At 38.1% G+C, this 17,139-nt stretch carries 11 protein-coding genes; 2 read left to right on the forward strand and 9 right to left on the reverse strand.

Annotation, left to right across the window (positions count from 1 at the left end):
- Positions 1 to 90 precede the first annotated feature (90 nt).
- Both ACIEHO_RS13340 and ACIEHO_RS13345 read left to right on the forward strand, forming a co-directional pair.
- Complete coding sequence (locus ACIEHO_RS13340; protein WP_406972533.1) at positions 91 to 4,464, forward strand: hybrid sensor histidine kinase/response regulator transcription factor; 4,374 nt, start codon at positions 91 to 93, stop codon at positions 4,462 to 4,464.
- A gap of 31 nt (positions 4,465 to 4,495) precedes the next feature.
- Positions 4,496 to 5,797 carry an acetylxylan esterase gene (locus ACIEHO_RS13345; RefSeq protein ID WP_406972535.1) on the forward strand — a complete coding sequence of 434 codons (1,302 nt, stop codon included), beginning with the start codon at positions 4,496 to 4,498 and terminating at the stop codon, positions 5,795 to 5,797.
- A gap of 65 nt (positions 5,798 to 5,862) precedes the next feature.
- Here ACIEHO_RS13345 and ACIEHO_RS13350 read toward each other — a convergent pair whose 3' ends face one another.
- Genes ACIEHO_RS13350 through ACIEHO_RS13390 form a run of 9 tightly spaced genes read right to left on the reverse strand, consistent with a single transcriptional unit; the run spans position 5,863 to position 17,115 of the window.
- Entirely contained in the window at positions 5,863 to 6,729 is an 867-nt protein-coding gene (locus ACIEHO_RS13350; protein WP_406972537.1) for an RnfABCDGE type electron transport complex subunit B, read from the reverse strand.
- Positions 6,730 to 6,781: 52 nt separating this feature from the next.
- A complete protein-coding gene (locus ACIEHO_RS13355) occupies positions 6,782 to 7,639 on the reverse strand; it encodes a ferredoxin reductase domain-containing protein (RefSeq protein ID WP_406972539.1) in 858 nt (285 codons plus the stop codon).
- Between the two features lie 49 nt (positions 7,640 to 7,688).
- On the reverse strand, positions 7,689 to 7,877 hold the full coding sequence (locus tag ACIEHO_RS13360; RefSeq protein ID WP_406972541.1) for a hypothetical protein: 189 nt from the start codon (positions 7,875 to 7,877) through the stop codon (positions 7,689 to 7,691).
- Between the two features lie 11 nt (positions 7,878 to 7,888).
- Complete coding sequence (locus ACIEHO_RS13365) at positions 7,889 to 8,470, reverse strand: electron transport complex protein RnfA (RefSeq protein ID WP_406972543.1); 582 nt, start codon at positions 8,468 to 8,470, stop codon at positions 7,889 to 7,891.
- Entirely contained in the window at positions 8,467 to 9,099 is a 633-nt protein-coding gene (gene rsxE, locus ACIEHO_RS13370; protein ID WP_406972545.1) for an electron transport complex subunit RsxE, read from the reverse strand. Before rsxE ends, ACIEHO_RS13365 begins: the two co-directional genes overlap by 4 nt.
- Positions 9,089 to 9,790, reverse strand: coding sequence for an FMN-binding protein (locus ACIEHO_RS13375; protein WP_406972547.1), 702 nt, complete (start codon positions 9,788 to 9,790; stop codon positions 9,089 to 9,091). The genes rsxE and ACIEHO_RS13375 overlap by 11 nt, the downstream gene beginning before the upstream one ends.
- Entirely contained in the window at positions 9,787 to 10,806 is a 1,020-nt protein-coding gene (locus tag ACIEHO_RS13380; RefSeq protein WP_406972549.1) for an RnfABCDGE type electron transport complex subunit D, read from the reverse strand. Before ACIEHO_RS13380 ends, ACIEHO_RS13375 begins: the two co-directional genes overlap by 4 nt.
- A complete protein-coding gene (gene rsxC / locus ACIEHO_RS13385; RefSeq protein ID WP_406972551.1) occupies positions 10,807 to 12,156 on the reverse strand; it encodes an electron transport complex subunit RsxC in 1,350 nt (449 codons plus the stop codon).
- A gap of 15 nt (positions 12,157 to 12,171) precedes the next feature.
- Positions 12,172 to 17,115 (reverse strand): 2-oxoacid:acceptor oxidoreductase family protein, encoded by a 4,944-nt coding sequence (locus ACIEHO_RS13390; protein WP_406972553.1) that lies wholly within the window; start codon positions 17,113 to 17,115, stop codon positions 12,172 to 12,174.
- Positions 17,116 to 17,139 lie beyond the last annotated feature (24 nt).

Raw genomic sequence — 17,139 nt, forward strand, 5'->3', positions numbered from 1 at the left:
TGAATGTTTTTAAAATACTTACGCGATGGCTATTATCAATAGGGTTATGTTTTTTTAGTTTTTTAGAACTGCCCATAAGAACCAACTTTAATGAAAGTAATTGAAAAATTTTATTTTTTTATTATAATATCTTTTTGCGCTGCCTATAGTGTGAGAGGACAGCAAGATTTTTCGATTGAACATTTTTTAGTTGAAGATGGGCTTCCTCATAATACAGTAAGCCAAATTATTCAGGATAAAAAAGGTTTTATATGGTTGGCTACATTTAACGGTCTTAGCAAATATGATGGCTACAGTTTTCAAAACTATAAGACGCAGTCGTCTGATAAAGTTTTGATGAAAAATAACCGTATTGATAAAATTATAGAAGATGAATATGGGCGTATTTGGATACGGTCCAATGAAAATAAAACGAACACCTATTGTTTTGACCCTAAAACTGAAGCCTTTTGGAGTACTGATTTAATTCCTGACATGCCAAAAGAGGGGTTTGTATTGAGCAGCGTAAAAGCCAATAAATCAGGGTTAGTATGGTTGCTTTCTGAAACTGATGGGTGTATTTTGGTATCCGACTCTTTGTTTTCCACCAAAATATACAATAAAAATCTTAAAACACTCAATGCTTCTTCTGTGAATTCGGTTTATGAAGATAGTCAACAAAACTCATGGCTGCTAACCAACAATGGGCTAGCGTTTTTAAAATCAGATAAATTAAATGAACCAAATTATTACTTTTCAAACCAAACAGGCAAAGTTAGATCCTTTTACACAGCAGTTGAATTTGAGGATGAGATTTGGTTTGGAGGGTCTCATGGAACAATAATTAAATATTCAAAGAGCGGTCGTTCTTTTAGAACACAAAAACTTGAATTGGATGCTAACATTACTTGGATGAAAAAGCTTAATGAGCAGACCGTTTTGGTTTTTACCGACCATCAAGGGTTTTGCACCATTAATATTTTCAACGGAAATATTCAGTTTTATAATTCAAAAACACTTCCAGGCCTAATAACCAAGGATATGACGCCCGTTGCCCTTACACAAAATAGACAGTTATGGTTTTTAAGTAATCAAGAAACAGGCATCAACCTTTTTGATTTTTCTACACAACAGCATTATTTTTACCCATCTAATAATCAGGGCTTATCGATGCCAGCTGCTACTCCAAGGTCTTATGTTTTTACCGATTATAGGGGGGGTATTTGGGTGCAACCGCAGGGTGGTGGATTTTCAAAATTCAACCCTAGTAACCATGACCTCACACGATTTAATTATAAAGGTTCTTTTCCTAAAGGTAATTTTTCAAATAGCTTTCTTGCCGCTTTTTTCGATAAACAAGGCAATTTATGGTATAGTACCCGATCATCGGGTTTGGTAAAAGTGGTATTTAGTGAGAATAGTTTTAAAACAACCAGTGTAACCAATGAATCAATTCTGTCTACCGTTAATGATGTTAGGGCCATTTTACAGGATAAAAATGGGAACATTTGGGTTGGTGACAAACAGAACCAAATTGTTGTTTTAGATAAAAATTTAAATAAAATAGGTAATCTTTCACCCTCTGGCCAACTAAAAGAAAATGCCAAATGGATTAAGCCTGCTTACAATATAATACAAGATAGCCAATCGAATGTTTGGATTGGAACCCGTGGCGACGGACTCTATAAATTAATTCCTAAAGAGGTGCCCTTTTCTTATGAAGTAATTCATTTTAAAGTTGATGAATCCAACCCGTACAGTATAACTAGCAATGATATTTACAGCATTTTTCAAGATAAAAGTGAACGCATCTGGTTAGGGACTTTTGATGGCGGCGTTAACCTTATAGAAACTAATGCCCATGGAGAAACACGGTTTATAAATCACAAAAACAAATGGCACACTTACCCCATAGATGATTTCAACAAAGTGCGTTGCATAAAACAAACACCAGAAGGGCTGCTATATGCCGGAACAACCAAAGGGCTAATTGTATTCAACCCCAACGATATACTAAGTGATTCTTCTGAAATAGAAAAATATGAAATTGGTTTTGATGAGACACATATTGGGTTAAATGGAAATGATGTTATCGATATTTGTATAACCAAAAAAAAAGAAATTTTTATAGCCACGACCTCCGGAGGAATTAACAAAGTAACTGAAAAAGATTCTTTGGGCTTTCCCTTAACATTTAAAGGTTTTACTAAAAAAGACGGTTTACCATCAGATAATATTCTTTCACTGTTAGAAGATGTTGATGGCAAGATATGGATTGCAACAGATTATACTTTATCTCGTTTTAACCCTGAACAAGAATTTTTTGAGGTTTTCCATGAAGTAAAGCCAATTATATCCAATAATAATTTTTCTGAGGCAACAAGCTTACAATTAAATTCTGGCGAATTGCTATTTGGGTATTCGGAAGGTTTTTTACATTTCTTACCTGGGGACATTAAAACTAATAATTACTCTCCTTATTTAGCATTATCCAATTTTCAACTTTTTAACCAAAAAGTTTCTATTAAAAAAGATTCTCCATTAAACTTATCCTTAGACCATAGTAAAGAATTGGTTTTATCACATAATCAAAATTTCTTTACCATTGAGTTTGCAGCAATAGATTATAAGAACCCTGCAAATATTAACTATACCTATAAATTAGAAGGATTTGATAAAAATTGGAATTATACCCAAACACATGGTACGGCTACTTATACCAATGTCCCTAAAGGAGAATATATTTTTAAAGTAAAATCAACGAATAGCCAAGGTGTTTGGGCAGATAATGAACGCCACCTGCCAATAACCATAAAGCCCTCTATATGGAATAACAATTTGGCTTATATTGTATATGTGTTAGCATTCATTGCCATTTTCCTACTTGTTAACCATGCCATAATCACTATATACCGTTTAAAAACCAAGGTGAAATTAGAAAAAGAAATGTCTAACATGAAACAAAAGTTTTTTATAGATATTTCTCATGAGTTGCGAACGCCACTAACACTTATTTCATCGCCAATAGAATATTTAATAAACGATAATAGAACTCCAGAATCAATAAAAAAACAACTTTCATTTATATCGCATAGTTCGAATAGGTTACAGCGGCTGGTCAATCAAATACTAGATTTTCGTAAAATTGAGGAAACAAAAATTAAAGTTTCAGAAATAAACGTCGCAAAGTTTGTAGAAGATATTTTTAGCGACTTTATGGAAGTAGCAAACGAACAGAACATTGATTTTGCATTCCATAACAATGCAAATAATGCTACAATTTGGGCAGATAGGAACGGGCTAGAAAAAATTATAATCAATCTGTTGTCCAATGCCTTTAAGTACACCCCAAAAGGAAAATCTATTGATGTTAAAATAACCAAGTATGAAAAACAATTAGGTGTCCATGTTATTGATGAAGGTTTTGGAATCTCAAAGAAAGATCAAAATAAACTTTTTAACCGTTTTGTTTCTTTTAACAATAAAAGTAATAACCCGAGTACTGGTATTGGTTTGTCTTTGGTAAAAGAGATTGCCGATAAACACAACGCAAAATTACATTTTGATAGTGAAGAAGGTAAGGGAAGTTCTTTTTCTGTTTATTTTAAGCTAGGTAAAGCACATTTTTCAAACGAAGTGGATTTTATAGAAGACGAAGAAAAGTCAGAACCAAGTTTGATAATGCCACCAAAAGATTCAACAAAAGATATTCAAGAAAAAATTAAAGTTTTGATTGTTGAAGATGAACCTGACTTGCGATCATTCATTAAATCTATTTTGGAAGATAAATATGAAATAATTGAGGCTGAAGATGGTGAGGTGGGTTATGAATTGGCTACGAAAGAAACGCCGGCATTCATCATTAGTGATATAATGATGCCTAAGTTAAATGGAGTTGACCTTCTTAAAAAAATCAGAAAAAATATTGAAACGAGCCATATTCCGGTAATTCTTTTAACAGCTAAAACCAATATTGAGAGCAAGCTTGAAGGATTGTCCTATGGAGCTGACGATTATATAACAAAACCATTCAGTGTCCCTTACTTTATAGCTCGAATTGAAAACTTGCTCAATCAACGAAAGCGGTTGCATAATATTTTTAGTGTTTTTGATAAAAGCGTTAGGGATTATAAGCCTATGCCTAGCCTGATTACAGAACAGGATGAAGAGATAATGAAAAAAGTGATGCTCGCCATTGAAGAAAATATAGATAACAATAATTTTTCAGTAGAGGAATTAGGTTCGATTGTAGGAATTAACAGAACCACGTTTAGTAATAAAATCAAAAGCTTAACGGGTTTTACTCCTGTTGAATTCATTAGGGATGTAAGACTAAAGAGAGCGGTACAACTTATTGTCGATACGCAATTACTAATAAAACAAGTGGCTTCAATGACAGGCTTTTCAGATATGAAATATTTTAGTAAGTCCTTCAAAAAGAAATATGGAGTTTCACCAATCGAATATAGAAAACAGAATAAGTAGCTAAAACTAATATAGACAAACCTAATTAAGTATGAGAAAAGCGGTATTGATTATATGCTGTTTTATTACAGTAATCAAATTATTTGCACAAAACAACCCCAGCCATAGTGATGTATTGTGGGTCACCACCCCTAACCATAGCGATTGGCTTTATAAAGTCAATGAAAAAGCTAAAATAAAAGTAGTGCTATATGAATATGGCATTTTACAAGATAACCTTGAAATAACTTATAGTGTTGGTCCCGAGCTCAAGCCTGCTGATATGAGTGGAAATGTTGTATTAAAAAATGGTGAAGCCATTATAGATATCGGAACAATGAAAGAACCTGGCTTTCGAGATTGCCAAATGCAGGTTAAATTGAATGGTGAAATATACAAACACCACATAAAAGTGGGTTTTGATCCCGGAATACTTCAGCCATATACCCCATTACCCGATGACTTTGTGTCGTATTGGCATGCCGCAAAAGAAGAGGCAGCCAAATGTCCGTTTTATTTTGAAAAAACATTTGTACCCGAGTTTTCAAGCAACCAGGTAGATTGCTATTTAGTGAAACTTCAGGTGTATGAAAAGAATCATTTTGTATATGGTTACCTTACTATACCTAAAAAAGAGGGGAAGTTTCCTGTTGTGTTTTCTCCACCGGGCGCTGGAATTAAACCTATGACCCCTTTAAAAGATCTTTTTTATGCTGAAGGGGGATGCATCCGTTTTGATATGGAAATCCATGGAATTAGACCCAATCTGGATAGAGATACCTACACAGAAATAAGCCAAGCATTTGGGAAGGCTAATAACAGTTATTTGGTTAATGGACTTGACAATCGAGATTCCTATTATATGAAAAAGGTTTATCTGTCCTTTGTTCGGGTTGTCGACTATTTAACGACTTTACCACAGTGGGATGGTAAAAACGTAATTGCACAGGGCGGAAGTCAAGGTGGGGCGCTAGCCTTAATTGCTACTGGCTTAGATCAGCGTATAACCTTATGTGCAGCCAATCACCCAGCTTTGAGCGATATGGCTCGTTACAAAAGTGACCGTGCAGGGGGGTACCCACACCTTTTTACAAAATTTGAAGGTATGGACACTCCTGAAAAGCTAAAGACCTTGGAGTACTACGATGTAGTGAATTTTGCAAAGCAAATTACAGCACCTGTATTTATGACTTGGGGCTACAATGATGATACCTGCCCACCAACTACTAGTTATATTGTTTATAACACCATCAAGGGTGAAAAAGAAGCATTAATTACTCCGGTTAACGAACATTGGATTTCAAAGAAGACCCGTTATGCCATTCTCGATTGGATAAAAGAAAATTTAGAATAGCTTTGAAAATTGAGTGAAGCTAAAAACAGTAGACATTAAATAATAAACGGAGAGATATGAATTAATTAAGAATCGCCCATTAATCTGGATCCCTTGCGAATAATTTTTCTGCTTTCTTTCCCTTTAACCACCGTTCCGTTATCTTCTAGCCAGACAATGGCTCCGGTTGGGCATCGTTGAATAGGTTTTTGTGTATTATGATGTTCAGCATAATTGATAACTGGTAAATTATTTTTCATAGTAATTAATTCTCTAGGTGCATCCATGGCACATTTACCACAGGCGGTACAACCCACCAGGCAATCTTCAAGTATGGCCTCACCATGTTCAAGATTTTTACAAGCTACCCAAAGTTTGTGACTTATAGGCTGAAGGGAAAATAAATCTTTAGGGCAAACTTCCACACAGTCGCCACAGGCTGTGCATTTTTCTGTATCCACTATGGGTAGGCCATGTTCGTTCATGGTAATGGCATCAAAATCGCACACTGCTTCACAATCACCATGGCCCAAACAACCCCAGAAACAACCTTTTCCTCCTCCAGAAATGAGAGTGGCCGCTTGACAACTTTCAATTCCGAAATACTGGGCTCGATTGAGAGCTACATTCGTTCCGCCAGCGCAGGCTAGGCGAGCGACTTGTTTTTCTTCAGCACCCAAATCAACACCAAGAAATTCCGCAATAGACTGTCTGCCTTCATCTGTACTAACGGTACATTTACCAGGCAAGGATTTTCCATGAACCAATGCCTCGGCAAATGGCCGGCAACCCGGATACCCGCATGCACCGCAATTGGCGTGTGGCAACATGTCTTCTACCTGGTCTATTCGCGGGTCTTCATAGACATATAGCTTTTTGTTTGCAACAATAAGCATAATGGCAAGAAGTAAGGTTAAGCCCCCCAGTGCGGCTATTGCAGTAATGATAGACATATTTATTTACAAGTTTATTGAAACATGGTTATTCTTTATTTTTCAAGATAGCTTAAAAAATAATTTCAGCCCACTTTCTGCCGGCTATGAGTTCGGCTTTACGAAGCTTCCATTTTTCTTCTGATCCCAGTATTTTAGAAAATGATTTATCGAGTTTGTTAAGGATACTTGAATATCCTGCAACATATACATATGTGTTGGATTTTGAAAGTAGTTCTTTCAGCTCAGCAGTTTGCCCCTCTAGCGCCTTTTCAATTTCAATGGAATCTGCCCAATGTGGTCTTGGACTTAATTCATGAAACGCTTCGAATGTATCCTTGTCATAATAATTGGTAAGGTCACCATCTTTATCATTTAAATACAGTAGTTCCAAACCGCTTCGAGCACCATAAAACAATCGGATTTTTCCTTCCCAACCCTTTACATTTTTATAAATATGTTTGATAAAGGCACGGAAAGGAGCAATACCAGTTCCCATACCAATAAGTATCATATTGGCAGCTTTGTCATCTGGAACCCTAAAGGGCAATTGAAAGGGACCAGTGAGTGTAATTTCATCCCCTTTTTTTCGATTGCATAAATAATTTGAAGCAACGCCTTTATATTCTTCGCCATTGAAATCATCAACATATGTGCAGCGCTTAACTAACATGGTGATTTTTGGATTACCGTTAACTTTTGCTGGTAAATCAGCCACGCTATAGAGTCGATGATGATATGTGTTTCCAAAATCGCCAGTAGCTTTAACCAATACCCCAAAGCTTTGGTCTACTTCGCAATTAAACCCAGGATCTTTTACTTCGAGTTCAATCTCACGTACTTCTTCAGTGTTTTGTGGTGTTAATCGCGAAGTTTTTTTTACGACCGCGTTATACCGTTTTTCTGTATCGAAATCTAATAAATGTGCCATCTTATTTTTTATTTTTATTGTTAATTTTTTATCCAATAGGTTTTCAAATCTATTTTTTATGTTCTTTTCGCTCGCAAAACGTGGTGCAACCACAATTGGAGCAGTTTCTTCGACCCGCCAAAACATCGTCGTCGTTATATTCCTCTTGAAATACCTTTTTCCATAATGTTTGTACAAGCGCCCAAGCCAGTGCAATAGTTACTATGAAACCAATTCCTATGATGAGTGATTTAATCATTCGTTATTTTTTTAAGCGCCCAGACCTGCAAAGCCCATGAAGCAAAGTGATAGAATACCTGCGATAAACAGGGTCAATGCTGTTCCTTTTGAAATTTGTGGTACTTCAGCAAAATTTAACTGTTCCCTTAATCCAGCAATTAATACTAATGCCAATGTAAATCCGGCACCAGCACCTAGGGCATAGACTATACTTTCTAAAAACCCATATTCTTTATTTGTTTGAAATAATGCTACTCCAAGTATGGCACAGTTCGTTGTAATCAATGGGAGGAAAATGCCCAGTGACCTAAATAAAGCAGGGCTTATTTTCTTGATAAACATTTCAACTAATTGAACCGTAGAAGCAATGACAACAATGTAACTAATCAGTTGTAAAAACGGTGCGCCAATGCTTACCAAAAAGGCATGTATCCCATAGGCACACATCGAACTTATTAGCATCACAAACATGACTGCTCCGCCCATTTTTGTGGCTGTTTCCATTCTTCCAGATACACCCAAGAATGGGCAAATACCCAAGAAATAAGCCAAAACAAAGTTATTGACTAAACAAGCATTGAGAAAAATAGCACCTAAAGATTCCGTATTCATGATTTTGCTTTTCTTGTTTGCATTCCATTAATTATTAGTAACCAGATGGCCAGAGTAAAAAAACCGCCAGCAGGTAATATCATTACAATCCAACTTTGAAATCCCTCTGGAAAAAGAGCCATATTGAATAGTGAGCCGTTGCCAAGTATTTCCCTAACCGCTCCTAAACAAAAAAGAGCAAATGTAAATCCCAGGCCCATGCCCAAAGCATCAAAAATGGATTTCCAAACGGTGTTTTTCGATGCAAAAGCTTCTGCTCGACTCAAAATCAAACAGTTTACTACAATAAGGGAGATGAATGCACCTAAGCTTTTGTGCAGTTCAACACTAATGGCTTGAATGGCATAATCTGTTACCGTAACAAATGTGGCGATGATGAGAATATACGAAGCAATGCGTACCTGCTTAGGAACAAAATTTCGAAGTAAGGAAACCAGAATATTAGACATCAATAAAACAAAAGCTGTAGCTAATCCCATAGCAAGGGCATTTTCTGCCGTATTGGAAACGGCCAATACAGGGCACATTCCTAATACCTGTACAAATACGGGGTTGTCTCGCCACAGACCTTTAATGAATTCATCGGTAGTGGTTACTTTTTCCTTTGATGAAGGTTTATCATTGCTCATTGCGGTCTTTTGGTTTTTGATGGTTCTTCTTGTAATGGTCATATAGAATTGGAACTAATTCTGCTGTGCTTGTTCCAATAATGTTTCCTATAGCTCTTGACGAAATTGTGGCTCCAGTGATTCCATCAATTTCCCAAGGATTTTGTTTCTCACCTTGTTTTACCGTAATAACTTTGTTCTGTAATTCTCCACTACTTGATAGGCTTACGTCAAGTGCTTTGAAATTGTTCAGAAACTGTTCCTCTTTTTCTATTTTATCTCCAAGTCCGGGCGTTTCTTTGCTTTCCAAAACTTGAAATCCGATGAGTATTTCCTTGTCAGGCTCGTATCCATATAGTATCCTTATAATATCAGCATATCCTTGGCCTGAAGCTTCAATTGCATATCCTATAATGTTGCCATTCTTATCGTATCCTGCATAAACAGTTGTTTCATTTTTATTTCCTTCTTGCATTTTGAATAATTCCCCACTCGTATTCACACCGAAAGCTCGGGTACTAATAGTTCCCGGTAGCACTTCAAAAATGGCCTTTTCTAATGCCTCGGCTTTTAATCGCTGTACACGAGGAAGCGTCAATTCGAAGGTTGACACAATAAGTAATGCGCTTATAATGCCAATGCCCACCATAGCCAGTAGCATTTTTTTACTGCTCGCACCGTTTTGCGTTTTCATGTTGGCAACTTCACTCATGCGGTTTTTATTTTTCGTTTTGTTCCATACACCCGATTTTTGATAACAGAATCTATGTGAGGAGAAATGGCATTGGCCAACAATATGGAATACATAACCCCTTCTGATAAACCACCCCAAATTCTGATAATAATGGTTAGTATGCCAATAATACCCCCATAAATCCATAAGCCGAGTGGCGTAATTGGTGATGATACCATGTCTGTTGCCATAAATACTGCACCTAGCATCAATCCTCCAGACAATAGCATAAACATAGGTGAGGGGTAAAGCTCACTATTGAATAAATAAAGTGCTCCACTTAATAAGAAAGCACTTAACAGTACCGCTACTGGAATTCTCCAAGACATCATATTTCGTGCAATTAAATAGACACCACCCAAAGCAATGATTATGGCACAGGTTTCTCCTGTCGAACCGCTTATTTGGCCAAAAGCTAACTCTGCTGTCGATGTTGTGATTCCGTCAAATTTAAAGGCTGAAAGGGGAGTTGCTCCCGAAATAGCATCATATTGAGGCTCCATAAACGGCCAAGTAAATACCGACTCGGAAATAGTTGAGAATCGGTTGGACAAAAATGCAGGATGCCATGTGGTAATTGCAACCGGAAAGGCTGCCTGTAAAACAGCTCTGGCAACAAGTGCTGGATTAAATACATTATAGCCTAAACCTCCAAAAATATATTTACCGAGAGTAATCCCAATAACTCCTCCTATGAAAGTCATCCATAATGGAAAGCTTGGAGGTAAAGAAAGCCCTAATAGTAAACCCGTAATTACTGCTGAATAATCGCCAACAGTAGTTTCTTTTTTGGATAGTTTACATAAAACATGTTCGGCTATTACACTGGCAAGGGTGGCTGTAAGAATGACCAGTAAAGCATTTATCCCAAAAGAATAGACGGAGAAAAACACAACTGGCAATAACGCCCAAACCACGTTTTTCATAATGTCTTCGGTACTTCGCCCTTTAACAATATGCGGCGACGAGCTAATATCTAAAGTTTTTTTGAGCATTTAAATTCTGTTTTTTTGAACTTCGCGCTTTCTTACGATTCGTTTTGCCAATCGAAAATACTGTACCAATGGAATGTGAGAAGGACATACATAGGTGCACGATCCGCATTCAAAACAATCCATTAGATTAAAATCTGAAGCCATTTCGTTATAGGCTTCAAATTTTGCCAGTATACCCAGTTTAGATGGATTCAATAAAATAGGACAAGCATCTACGCAGGCACCACATTTAATGCAAGGATATGTTTTAGGTATTCGATTTACATTTTTTTTTGTAAAAACTAGAATGCCTGATGTGCCTTTAACAATAGATATGTTGAGGTTTGAAACAGCAACCCCCATCATGGGGCCACCCATATATACTTCGCTGATTTCTTCGTCAATTCCCACCTGTTCAAGAACAAAACGTAATGGTGTGCCTATTGGAATGGTATAATTTCCTTTCTTTTTAACCCCCGGGCCTGCAATAGTAATGACCCGCTCCTGTATGCCTTGACCATGGGGCAGCAATCTGCCTATCTCTGCAGTTGTCGCAACATTTACAACAACCACACCAACTTCTATAGGAAGCTTTCCTGACGGAATTTCTTCACCCAAAATGGATGTGACCAACATTTTCTCCGCTCCCTGTGGATATTTAACAGGGAGTACTTTTACGGTAACAGGCAAACCTTTGGGGATATGTTTTTTTAAATGATTAGCGGCATCTTGCTTATTGGCTTCAATACCAATAATCACTTTTTGTGTTCCCGTAGCTTTCAATAAATATTTAATGCCATTAAAAATGTCCTTTTCTTGTTCTAACATGACACGGTGGTCTGTAGTTAAATAGGGCTCACACTCAATGCCGTTGATAATCAGTGTGTCACATGTTTTTCCCTCAGGAACTTTCAACTTTACATGTGTTGGAAATGCAGCGCCACCCAGCCCTACAATGCCGGCATCTTGAATTCCCTGAAGAATTTCTTCAGATGTGGCCGTGTCAGGGTCAATCGGACTTCCTTCAAGCACTTCCTGAGTTGAAAAAGGAAATGCTTCAAGAAAAATACCGGGAGACATTTTTCCCGAAATAGTGGGGACATTTGCAATTTTTCGAATCGTACCAGATACCGGAGCGTGCATGGGCACAGAAACATAACCACCTGCTTTCGCTAGTAATTGACCACGATGCACTTCCTGTCCTTCCCGAACCATTATTTCTGAAGGCGCACCGATGTGTTGTGCCATTGGCAAAATAATAACCGGTGAAAATGGAAACTGCTTTATAGCCAAACTATTAGTTTCGTCCTTGCTTTCCGGCGGGTGGATACCGTGTTTAAACGTGTCTTTATAAAAATTGAAAAATGCCATTATGCTATTTGTATATTAATTATACTTCTCGCCTCGGCTTATCCATTTTTCCATATCCTTTGCTAATTGCTCAGAAGGTAATCCTGGATGAATAACACCGGCCGTGCATTTTTCTGCTGCTTTAACCAAATCTTCATAAGGTCCTGCTTTCGGATTTTTTATGTACGCTTTGTTATTTTCATTGTAAGCAAAAATATTCGAGTTGAGCTTAATACACTCATCGCATGAGGTACATTCATCTGTTTCCAACCACGGTGCCATATACTCCCCATTTGTTGACTGCTCTTCAACTGCTACACCATTGTTTTCTGCTGGTTTATCCATAGCCATTTTCAGAATACCATTGCCATTTCCGCCAGCAAGTTTCATGAGACCTTGCGCGATATTTCCAACCACCTCGTTTCTTATTTTTTCTTCAAGGTTTTCTTCTTGTGGTTTTTCTATTTCTACGCCTGCAATATCACGCAACATCAACCAGAAATCCCGTCGTTCTTCACAAGATTCAACAATAGGTTTTGCAACCAAAACTCGGTTGAGTTTTTGGTTTCGGTCTACAGCCCAGATATAAGGGAATTTGCCTTCACGTTCGTTGTCATCCAATTCTAAAAATTCAGCCAACAAAATCATATTATCATTCCAGGCGTTTCGCGGTACTTTTCTAAAGTGTTTCCTGAATCGTGCCTCGGTTAATGCAAAATCTGCAAACGTCATAGGTAATTGCATCTTTTGTTCTTGACCATATTCTAGATATTTTAAATTGTAGGTAGGCCAAACTTGATCTATAGCCGGATTACCAGCTAAATCAAATGCTTCCCTAGCTTTTATTCCATGGTCTGGGTTGTATTTGAATATAGGATAAGCTCTGGATTCTACAGCCAGTTTTGCCTGATGTGCACCCAAATCGTCTGCCACACCATGTTCAGGCTGACAGGTTGTATACAGATTGAAAAGCGCTGGACGTTTGGTCATCAAACCGTCAATGAACCCTTCAATCATTTGACCCGTATTGGCCAATGTGGCTTGCATAACGTAGGTGTTTCTATGAGCCATGGCAATGAGACCAATCTCTTTTCGAGGTTCGCTTTTTCCTTTCCATACTTTACCGTATTGAGCCATGTCTGAAACCTGGCCGATAAACCCTGAAGTACAAGCCTGACCACCTGTATTGGAATATACCTGTGTATCAACAATGATGACTTTTATCGGTTTTCCGGAAGCCATCAAACGAGATAGGTTTTGGAAACCTATATCATACATAGCGCCATCACCACCAAGTGCTACTACTGGCGGACATAGCAACCATTCTTTGTCGGTAAATTGTTTCCAATTGAAATAGGTGAAGAAATCGTCATGCTCAGCGGCATCATATTTTCCTTCGAGCTCCAATTCTGCCTTACGTATAGCTTTAAAGCCATCAGCCATTTTAGCCATATGGCCTTCAAAGATTCCCATGGCCATAGACGTTGAATCTTGGAATAAGTGATTGGCCCAAGGAAATGGATAAGGGTTGAATGGCCAGGTGCTGCCCCATACCGATGTACAACCAGTGGAGTTAAGCATTCCCATGTTAGAGCGACCTTTACCTGTAGTTCCATTAGTATATTTCCATTTGAGATTTTTCAACTGAGCAAGCAGTTGAGTCACGTTCCTTAGCCATTCTTGGTCCACCGGCTCGCCACCCTGTTCAGATTCTAACCTACGGGTTATTTCAGCCATGGTTAAATCTGAATTTTGCATTTCGGTAACAATTTTGGACATGGTTTCTGAGTCGGTCAAATTCACCCGATTCATTAATTTAACTTGAATGTGTTTTTCCAGTTTATCTGTAAGTTCCTCCAAATACGCCATGTGTTTTTCAATACGCGGCTGCATGAGGGATTCAACAGTTGCAGTAAAAATATGTACTACTGATTTCTCGGAACAACCCAAACATGCGCCATCACCACTAGCAAAATTCAAGTAAGCCTCTTTATTCAAGAGAATGGTTTCGAGTGGACCAATTTTTTCCTCTAAATCATCAATACGATTAAATTTTTGAGGTGTACTGGGTAAATCCATCCACAAATCCCATTCCTTGTTCAATCTTGCAATTGAGCCCTCGGTTTGAGGTATTTTAATAAGTGCCTCGTCATTACAGACTTTCACACATTCCATACATCCTTTACATGTAGTTGGATTAATGGTTATGCTGAATAACCCTCCACTATTTTCTTCTTTTTTCTCATGATTATCAAAATAGGGGCGGGTTAAAGCGAATTTAAATTCTCCCAATTCATCTTTAAACCAATCAAATTCTTTGGCTAATTCCGCACGGTTATCGGAGCCGTCAAGAGTCATATCAATGCCATGCTTAATAAAATCATTAACAGTTGCCCCATTTTTTGAGGCGGAAAATAATTTTCGAACATGACCTTCTAGTTTACGCACTGCTTTGGGTAAATGCTCAACTTTTCCATGATTCCTTTTTACCCGTTTTATGATGGTGTCAAAAACATCGGACACATCACTAACAAGTCCGGGTATAGCTGTGTCAGGACAAATGGTGTAACAATCACCACAAGCCGTACAGTTATTTGGAACCCATTCTGGATGTTCAAAACGAATACCTGTCATATCTCTAAATACCGATGAAACAGCTGGCATCACGCTCAAACCTATGAATGGGTCGGTAAGGTTGTCATTTCCCATTCCTTTTAAATAGAAATTACCTGTTTGTTCCCAAAAGCGATGAATATCACTAAGTTTAGATTCACTCTGAGGGATTTCTTTTATCATCCTTGGAATTGGTACACCAGCCACAACACTACCATTTGTTTTGTTTTTGGCTCCTAATTCTTTTTTGGTAATTTCATGTACTTCATCAAAACCACGTTTTACCACACGCATATTATCATCAACAACGCGTTGGCCCTTCGATCCAAATTTGTGTTGTAGTTGGTCTTCAATCGCTTTTAATAATTTTTCTTCTGATAATCCAGATTTTTTCATTAGTGGAGAGGCAGCGAAAAAAGCACCTTGGAAGGCAATCCCTTGCATACGCAATTGCAATTCGGGATCGGTCGCTTCTTCACGTGCAATTTTGAATCCATCAATATAGAACACATGAATATCATTATCTATAATTACCTTTTGGTAATGTTCAGGAATTTCACCCCATACTTCATCTGGAGTTTTTTTATCGCTCTGGATAATGAAACTGCCACCTTTTTTAAGTCCAGCTAGCGCGTTGGTATGTTTAAATACGTTCGGGTCTGGTGATAACACCACATCAACGAAGTAATATTCGCAATTTATTCGAATAGGCTCAGAAGCGGCAGCTAGATAGTAGGTGGTAGGTTGCCCTTTTTTCTCCGAGCCATATTTTGGATTCGCCTTAATGTTATATCCCAGTAGTTCATACAAGGTCATCGCGAGGTTTTTACCTGTAGTAATGGCACCCCAGCCACCTATGGAGTGGAAACGTACTGTGATGGCATCTTTTGGCATAAGGTTGGGGTTTTCAGATCCCCTAACGGCCAATTCTTTAATATTGGGATAAGATGCTTCAATGGTTTCCTGATATGCCTTTTGCTTTGGTGAATTCGGTACTGTTCGAATAAAATCTATGGACAGATAAAATTGCTTTTTATGTTTGCCATCTGGTAGCATATTTTCAATCGCTCCTATGATGCCTTCTGGCTGTAAATCCCGGCTACCCAAACCAAATGCCCCTGAATAAATTGCTGGGATATCCGATAAAGTATATGAGGTTAGTTTAGGGTAAGGTTTCTGTTTTTTATTTATACCGTTTTCAATACACTTGTTCAAAACAGACCGAACTTCTCGAGTAATGGGTGAATCGACAGCCAGTGGTTGGTCCAGTCGCTCTAAAATGGTAACCGCTTTTTTTCCTTTCAATATCTCACCGAGCATGTCTGCTGGGAATGGTCGGAACATCACCAAGTCAACTACTCCTGCTTTAATTCCACGTTTTTCACGTAAGTAATCCACAACGACTTCGGCACTTGGTATCAAACTTCCCTGACCTAAAATAAGGTAATCGGCATCTTCTGCTCGGTAAGTCATAACGCGTTCATAACGTCTACCTGTAAGTTCATGGTATTCTTCAAAGGCTCGGTCTGTCAATTCTTCAATGTGATCAAAGAAGAAAGGACGTTGAGCAGCTACACTTTGCATGTAGGAGTCTTGGTTTTGTACTATACCTGCCATTAAGGGATTGTCTACATCCCATAGCTCGGGAATACGGCGACGTGTTTCACCATAAATAATACGTTGGGCAGGCGTTGGTGTTTTGATAATATCATCGGGCCGGCCTAGATATTCTTTAATCAATTCGCGTTCTGGTAAAAGAAACGACTCGATTAAATGAGTAGTTAAAAAACCATCCTGTGCAATGATACCTGGAGTAAGAGCCAATTCCGCAATACGGTGTGCTATAATGTTCAGGTCAGCAACGTGTTGTGCTTTTTTAGCGAACATTTGAAAAAACCCCGTATCATCCACAGCATGATAATCATCATGACCGGCGTGGACGTTTAGGGTAGATTTGGTCATTGCTCGTGCACCAATATTTAACACATAGGTAAGTCGCTTACCTACTGCAGCATAGAGTGATTCGTGCATGTAGGCAATACCTTGACCGGATGAAAAGTTAGCTGCACGCAAACCAGTCATTGACAGACCAGCGGTTACCGCTGCTGCTGCATGTTCTCCTTCTGGCTCTATAAATATCAATGGTTTGTCAGAAATATTCAAGTGCCCTTTGGCGGCTGCATCAGCCCAAAATTCACCCATTTGTGTGGAGGGTGTAATGGGATATGCTCCAGCGGCATCGGTGGATTCACGTTCACACATGATTGCTGCCGTGTTTCCATCGGTGGCAACCGGTTTACCAGGATATTTAAAATCAATTGATTTGTTTTTCTTTTCTGTTTTTTTTTGAAATATCGACGTGCTCATAGGATGAGATTTTTTGATGCATTA

Source organism: Flavisericum labens, from assembly GCF_045446075.1.
GTDB lineage: Bacteria > Bacteroidota > Bacteroidia > Flavobacteriales > Flavobacteriaceae > Flavisericum > Flavisericum labens.

Coding starts and splice junctions, on each gene's coding strand:
- ACIEHO_RS13340 (WP_406972533.1), top strand. CDS start 91: ATGAAAGTAATTGAAAAATTTTATTTTTTTATTATAATATCTTTTTGC.
- ACIEHO_RS13345 (WP_406972535.1), top strand. CDS start 4,496: ATGAGAAAAGCGGTATTGATTATATGCTGTTTTATTACAGTAATCAAA.
- ACIEHO_RS13350 (WP_406972537.1), bottom strand. CDS start 6,729: ATGTCTATCATTACTGCAATAGCCGCACTGGGGGGCTTAACCTTACTT.
- ACIEHO_RS13355 (WP_406972539.1), bottom strand. CDS start 7,639: ATGGCACATTTATTAGATTTCGATACAGAAAAACGGTATAACGCGGTC.
- ACIEHO_RS13360 (WP_406972541.1), bottom strand. CDS start 7,877: ATGATTAAATCACTCATCATAGGAATTGGTTTCATAGTAACTATTGCA.
- ACIEHO_RS13365 (WP_406972543.1), bottom strand. CDS start 8,470: ATGAATACGGAATCTTTAGGTGCTATTTTTCTCAATGCTTGTTTAGTC.
- rsxE (WP_406972545.1), bottom strand. CDS start 9,099: ATGAGCAATGATAAACCTTCATCAAAGGAAAAAGTAACCACTACCGAT.
- ACIEHO_RS13375 (WP_406972547.1), bottom strand. CDS start 9,790: ATGAGTGAAGTTGCCAACATGAAAACGCAAAACGGTGCGAGCAGTAAA.
- ACIEHO_RS13380 (WP_406972549.1), bottom strand. CDS start 10,806: ATGCTCAAAAAAACTTTAGATATTAGCTCGTCGCCGCATATTGTTAAA.
- rsxC (WP_406972551.1), bottom strand. CDS start 12,156: ATGGCATTTTTCAATTTTTATAAAGACACGTTTAAACACGGTATCCAC.
- ACIEHO_RS13390 (WP_406972553.1), bottom strand. CDS start 17,115: ATGAGCACGTCGATATTTCAAAAAAAAACAGAAAAGAAAAACAAATCA.